Annotated in this window: 7 protein-coding genes; 4 read left to right on the top strand and 3 right to left on the bottom strand. The window is 67.2% G+C overall.

Going from position 1 to position 5,517, the window contains the following annotated elements:
• The 4 genes from L978_RS18970 to L978_RS12365 form a co-directional block, all read left to right on the top strand.
• The coding region (locus L978_RS18970; protein ID WP_047523415.1) for an ABC transporter permease at positions 1-919 on the top strand (919 nt) is incomplete at its 5' end.
• A complete protein-coding gene (locus tag L978_RS12375; protein WP_047523414.1) occupies positions 916-1,710 on the top strand; it encodes an ABC transporter permease in 795 nt (264 codons plus the stop codon). The genes L978_RS18970 and L978_RS12375, both read left to right, overlap by 4 nt.
• The gene (locus tag L978_RS12370) at positions 1,707-2,798 is read left to right on the top strand and encodes an ABC transporter ATP-binding protein (protein WP_047523413.1); all 1,092 of its coding nucleotides are present in this window, start codon (positions 1,707-1,709) and stop codon (positions 2,796-2,798) included. Before L978_RS12375 ends, L978_RS12370 begins: the two co-directional genes overlap by 4 nt.
• 89 nt (positions 2,799-2,887) lie before the next feature.
• The gene (locus tag L978_RS12365; protein WP_047523411.1) at positions 2,888-3,067 is read left to right on the top strand and encodes a YegP family protein; all 180 of its coding nucleotides are present in this window, start codon (positions 2,888-2,890) and stop codon (positions 3,065-3,067) included.
• A 174-nt stretch (positions 3,068-3,241) separates the two neighbouring features.
• Here the strand turns inward: L978_RS12365 and L978_RS12360 are convergent, their stop codons facing one another.
• From L978_RS12360 to L978_RS12350, 3 genes are all read right to left on the bottom strand, one after another.
• Positions 3,242-3,997, bottom strand: coding sequence for an amino acid ABC transporter ATP-binding protein (locus tag L978_RS12360; RefSeq protein WP_047523409.1), 756 nt, complete (start codon positions 3,995-3,997; stop codon positions 3,242-3,244).
• Complete coding sequence (locus L978_RS12355) at positions 3,994-4,791, bottom strand: amino acid ABC transporter permease (RefSeq protein WP_047523406.1); 798 nt, start codon at positions 4,789-4,791, stop codon at positions 3,994-3,996. The genes L978_RS12360 and L978_RS12355 overlap by 4 nt, the downstream gene beginning before the upstream one ends.
• 34 nt (positions 4,792-4,825) lie before the next feature.
• Positions 4,826-5,517: basic amino acid ABC transporter substrate-binding protein (locus L978_RS12350; protein ID WP_047523405.1), on the bottom strand; the 692-nt coding region annotated here is incomplete at its 5' end.

Here is a 5,517-nt window from a genome sequence, read left to right as displayed (position 1 = left end):
GGGGGCGGATGCCACGGCATCCGCCCCCGCTCCTACCGCCGGGTCCTCGCCCCACGCGAGGGCCCGGCGGTCCGCTCCGTCCTTCGCCTGGCTCGGGCTCATCCCCTTCGCCGCCTACGTCGTGCTGTTCCTGGCCGTTCCCACCGTGCTCGCGGTCGGTTCCGGCTTCTTCACGAAGGACGGCACTTTCACCTGGTCGAACATCGCGGCCCTCGCCGACCCTGTGGTGTTGAAAACCTTCGCGAACTCCGCCGGTCTCTCGCTCCTCACCGCCGTGGTCGGCGCCGTGGTCGGCGCGCTCGTCTGCTACGCGCTGCTGGGCATGGCCCCCGAGAGCCGCACGCGCTCCGCCGTGGATGCCGCTGCCGGCGTGCTCGCCCAGTTCGGTGGCGTCATGCTGGCCTTCGCATTCATCGCGACCATCGGCATCCAGGGCGTGGTCACCGTCTTCCTGAGGGACTCACTCGGCATCGACATCTTCCCGAACGGCACCTGGCTGTACGAGCTGCCCGGCCTGATCCTCCCCTACTTCTACTTCCAGATCCCCCTGATGATCATCACCTTCATGCCCGCCCTCGCTGCCCTCAAGCCACAGTGGGCGGAGGCGAACCTCACCCTCGGTGGCACGCGCGCGAGCTTCTGGCTGCGCGTCGGCATCCCCGTGCTCGCTCCCTCGTTCCTCGCCAGCCTGCTGCTGCTGTTCGCGAACGCGTTCTCGTCCTATGCCACAGCTGCCGCCCTCGCGAGCCAGGGGGCGCAGATCGTGCCGCTCCAGATCCGTACCGCTCTCACGAGCGAGACCGTGCTCGGGCGGGAGAACCTCGCCGGTGCCCTCGCGCTCGGCATGATCGTGGTCGTCGGCATCGTGATGGGCCTGTACTCCTTCGTGCAGCGACGCGCGGCGAGGTGGCAGTCGTGAACCGGCTCGGTCCGTCCCGCACCACCCGCTGGGTCATCGGCATCGTCGTCGGTGCGTTCTTCGCCGTCCCGCTGGTCTCGACGTTCCTCTTCACGCTGCGCGATCCCGAGGGCGGTCTGTCGTTCGCTCGCTGGATCGCGCTGTTCGATCCCGCGGCCGCCGCCACCCTCAAGCCGATCTGGACGGGACTCGGCAACTCACTGATCCTCGCCGTCGTCACCGTGGCCATCGTGCTGCTCCTGCTGGCACCGACCATGATCCTGGTGAACCTGCGCTTCCCGAGACTCCGGCCGGCGTTCGAGTTCGCGGTGCTCCTCCCGATCTCGATTCCCGCGATCGTGCTGGTCGTCGGTCTCGCGCCGATCTACCTGCAGATCGGACGCACACTCGGCACCGGCACGTGGACGCTGGCCTTCGCCTACGGCATCACCGTGCTGCCGTTCGCCTTCCGCTCGATCCAGGCTTCGATCGATGCCGCCGACCTGCGCACACTCGCCGAGGCCGCACGCTCGCTCGGAGCGAGTTGGCCGGTCGTCGTGCTCAAGGTGCTCGCTCCGAACCTCCGCCAGGGGCTCCTGGCGGCTTCGCTGATATCGATCGCCGTGGTGCTCGGCGAGTTCACGATCGCCTCCCTCCTCAACCGCCAGGTGTTCCAGACCGCGATGGTCGTGGTGAACAAACAGGATCCGTACGCGCCGGCCATCTTCACCCTGCTCGCGCTGGCGTTCGTGTTCCTCCTGCTCCTCCTGATCGGCCGTGTCGCCCGCGGCCCACGAAAGGCCCGCTCATGACCGTCGACCATGCCCTGCCCCGCACCAAGGACAACCTGCTGCTCGCCCGTGCCGGGGAGGGCACGCGCGTCGAGCTCCAGGGGATCGTGAAGAGCTACGCCGGCACGCGGGTCCTGCACGGTGTGGACCTCGACATCGCACCCGGGGAGTTCGTCTCCCTGCTCGGTCCCTCGGGGTGCGGCAAGACGACGCTGCTCCGAGTGCTCGCAGGCCTCGAAGGAGCCGACGCCGGCGCCGTGCTGCTCGGCGGTGGGGACGTGTCGCGCATACCGACGAACAAGCGCGACATCGGCATGGTCTTCCAGTCGTACTCGCTCTTCCCCCACCTGCGGGTCGCCGACAACACCGCCTTCGGACTGCGGCGGCGGGGCATCGGCAGGGCGGAGGCGGAGAAGCGCTCACTCGACGCGCTCGCGCTGGTCGGTTTGCGTGACTTGGCCGACAGGTTCCCGCATCAGCTCTCGGGCGGTCAGCAGCAACGGGTGGCCCTCGCGCGAGCGCTGGTGACCGAGCCCAAGGTGCTACTGCTCGATGAGCCGCTCTCCGCGCTCGATGCGAAGGTGCGGGTGCAACTGCGCGACGAGATCCGCCGCATCCAGTTGCGCCTCGGGATCACGACCGTCTTCGTCACGCACGACCAGGAGGAGGCGCTCGCCGTCTCCGACCGGATCGCGGTGATGAACGCCGGACGGATCGAACAGATCGGTTCGCCGGAGCAGCTGTACACGCTGCCCTCCACGGCGGGGGTCGCGGCCTTCGTGGGACTCTCGAGCGTCGTCTCGGGCGTGGCGGAGGGCGACCATGTGCTGGTGTGGGGACAGCGCCTCCCCCTGCAGTCGCCGGCGGATGGCCCGGTCGATGTCTATCTTCGGCCGGAGAACGTGTACTTCGCGTCGGAGGCGGACTCCTCGACCGACGCCCTGGTCGAGGAGAGCACCTTCCTGGGAAGCATGCGCCGCACCCTGGTCCGCACCGAGTCGGGCGAGCTCGTGCGCGTGCAGCACGCCCCCGGGATCCATCCTTCGTTCGGCGACCGCGTGCGTATCGCGGTCGCTCCCGAACCCGTCGCCGTGCACCCGCGCGGCTGAGTCTGCGCTCTTCCCCGGATCCGCGTCGACCGCTAGCGTGAGGCGCGAGGGGGGCGGGGTGCCCTCATCCGAGAGAGAAAGGACTCCTCATGGCAGGCAAGTTCGAGCTGTACACCGACAAGTCCGGCGAGCACCGCTTCCGCCTCAAGGCAGGCAACGGCGAGGTCATCGCGAGCAGCGAGGGCTACTCATCGAAGTCCGCTGCCCTGAACGGCATCGAGTCCGTCCGGCGGAACGCCCCCGACGCCGAGGTCGTCGAAGTCGACTGACCTCGCGTCCGAGCTCGCGGTCAGCTGAGCTCGACGCCCCCGTTCAGCGTCGAGACCCCCGGTGGCAGACGTCTGTCACCGGGGGTCTCGACGCGCAGACGGGGTCTCGACGCGCAGACGGGCACCGACGCCCAGACACGGAGTGCCCACGCGCGGACGCGGCGGGGTGCCGAGTCAGAGCACGCGCGAGAGGAAGTCCTTCGTGCGCGGATGCTGCGGGTTGCTGAGAACCTCGCGCGGGTCGCCTTCTTCGACGATGTGTCCACCGTCCATGAAGATGAGACGTGACCCGACCTCGCGCGCGAAGCCCATCTCGTGCGTGACGACGAGCATCGTCATCCCCTCGTCCGCCAGCGAGCGCATGACCTGCAGCACCTCGCCGACCAGTTCGGGGTCCAGCGCCGACGTCGGCTCGTCGAAGAGCATCATGTCGGGGTTCATGCACAGCGCACGCGCGATCGCCACGCGCTGCTGCTGTCCTCCCGACAGGTGCCCCGGGAAGGCATCCGCTTTCTCGGAGAGCCCCACGCGCTCGAGCATCGCGTGTGCGACCTGCTCGGCCTCCTTCTTGGAGCGCTTCTTCACCCGCTGCTGAGCGATGGTGAGGTTGCCGAGCACATCGAGGTGCGGGAACAGGTTGAAACTCTGGAACACCATGCCGATCCGCGTGCGCACCCGGTCGATGTCGACGTCGGGATCGGTGATGTCGATCCCCTCGATCAGCACCTTGCCGTCGGTCGGTTCCTCGAGCAGGTTCACCGAGCGCAGCAGCGTCGACTTCCCCGAGCCCGAGGGCCCGATCACGCAGACCACCTCGCCCTTGGTGACGGTGAGGTCGATGCCCTTGAGCACCTCGTTGTCGCCGAAGGATTTCACGAGCCCCTGCACGTCGATCGCGGGGGCATGGACATCGATCAGGTCGGTGATCATCGCTGCCTCGCCATCCGTCGTTCCAGCCACGCACTGAAGCGCGTGAGCGGGATCGTCACGATCAGGTACAGGATCGCCGCCATGATCAGCGGCGTTCCGTTCGCGTTCTGCGTGCTCGCGTCGCGGGCGAAGTTCGTGAGCTCCTTCGACCAGATGAAGGATCCTGCCACGAACAGGAGCGAGGTGTCCTTCAACAGCAGGACGAACTCGTTGGTCAGCGGCGGGATGATGATCCGGAAACCCTGGGGCACGATGATCCAGAAGGTCGTCTTCATCGGCGACATGCCCAACGAACGCGCCGCCTCCGTCTGCCCCTTCGGAACCGCCTGGATACCGGCGCGGATCGTCTCGGCCATGTAGGCCGAAGCGACCAGGATCAGACCGATGAGTCCGAGGACCACCGGTCCGCCGAGCTTCGTCGCCGGTACGCCGAGCCCGATCGGGAGGATGAACGCGATCGCGAAGATCGTGAGGATCGCGGGAAGTCCTCGGAACAGCTCGATCCAGCACGTCGCGATCCAGCGGAACGGACCGATTGCGGACAACTTCATCAACGCCAGCACGACGCCGAGCAGCAGACCGCCGATGAAGGCCACCGCGGTGAACCACAGGGTGTTCACGAGTGCCGTGGTGATGATGCCCGGGAGCATCTTCACCGCGACCTCGGGATTGAAATAGAGGTTCGCGATCCGAGCCCAGTCGGTGCTGACGATCACCCAGACGGCGATCGCGATCAGCACCGCATAGACGGTGTACCGGTACAGCTTGCTTTTCGTGGTGCGCCTCAACGCCATCGTCAAGGTCCTCTCGACCGACTCGCCTGCGGACTCAGTTGGCCGTGAAGTACTGGTCGTAGATCTTCTGGTACTCGCCGCTGTCGCGGAGATCCGCCAGCGCTCCGTTCACCGCGTCGAGCAGCGCGTCCTTCTCGCCCTTCGCGAAAGCGAAGCCATACGACTCGTCGGTCTCGTAGGTCTCGACGATCTTGTAGTTCGAGTCGGCCTTCTCGTGCTCGAGGTTCACCGGCTGGTCCTGCAGGATCGCCTCGATCTGTCCGGCCTGCATGGCCGGCCACAGCTCACCGTCGGACGGGTACTGCACGAGCTGTGCCTCCGGAGCGTTCTCCCCCGCATAGGCTTCGCCGGTCGTCCCCTGCTGCACGCCGACGTTCTTCCCGGCGAGGTCGTCGATGGACTCGATGCCCGAATCCGTGCGCACCAGGAGCGACTGCAGCGAGTCGTAGTAGGGGTCGGAGAAGTCGATGTTCGCCTTGCGCTCATCGGTGATCGTCATGGCGGATGCCCCGACGTCGCACTGACCGGCAGCGAGGGTGGTCCCGGACTGGAGCGCATCGAAGCCCACGTCCTGTACCGAGAGCTTCAGGTCGAGCTGTGCGGCGATCGCGCCGAGCAGGTCGATGTCGAAGCCGGAATAGCCGGTCTCCGAGTTCGGGTCCTCGAACTCGAACGGCGGGTAGGGGATGTCCGAGCAGACGGTGAGCGTACCCGCCTCGATCAAGC

The sequence above is a fragment of the Microbacterium sp. ZOR0019 genome (assembly GCF_000800925.1).
Classification (GTDB): domain Bacteria; phylum Actinomycetota; class Actinomycetes; order Actinomycetales; family Microbacteriaceae; genus Microbacterium; species Microbacterium aurugineum.
The sequence above is the reverse complement of the archived record's forward strand: the minus strand, read 5'-3'. Positions and strand labels throughout refer to the sequence as shown.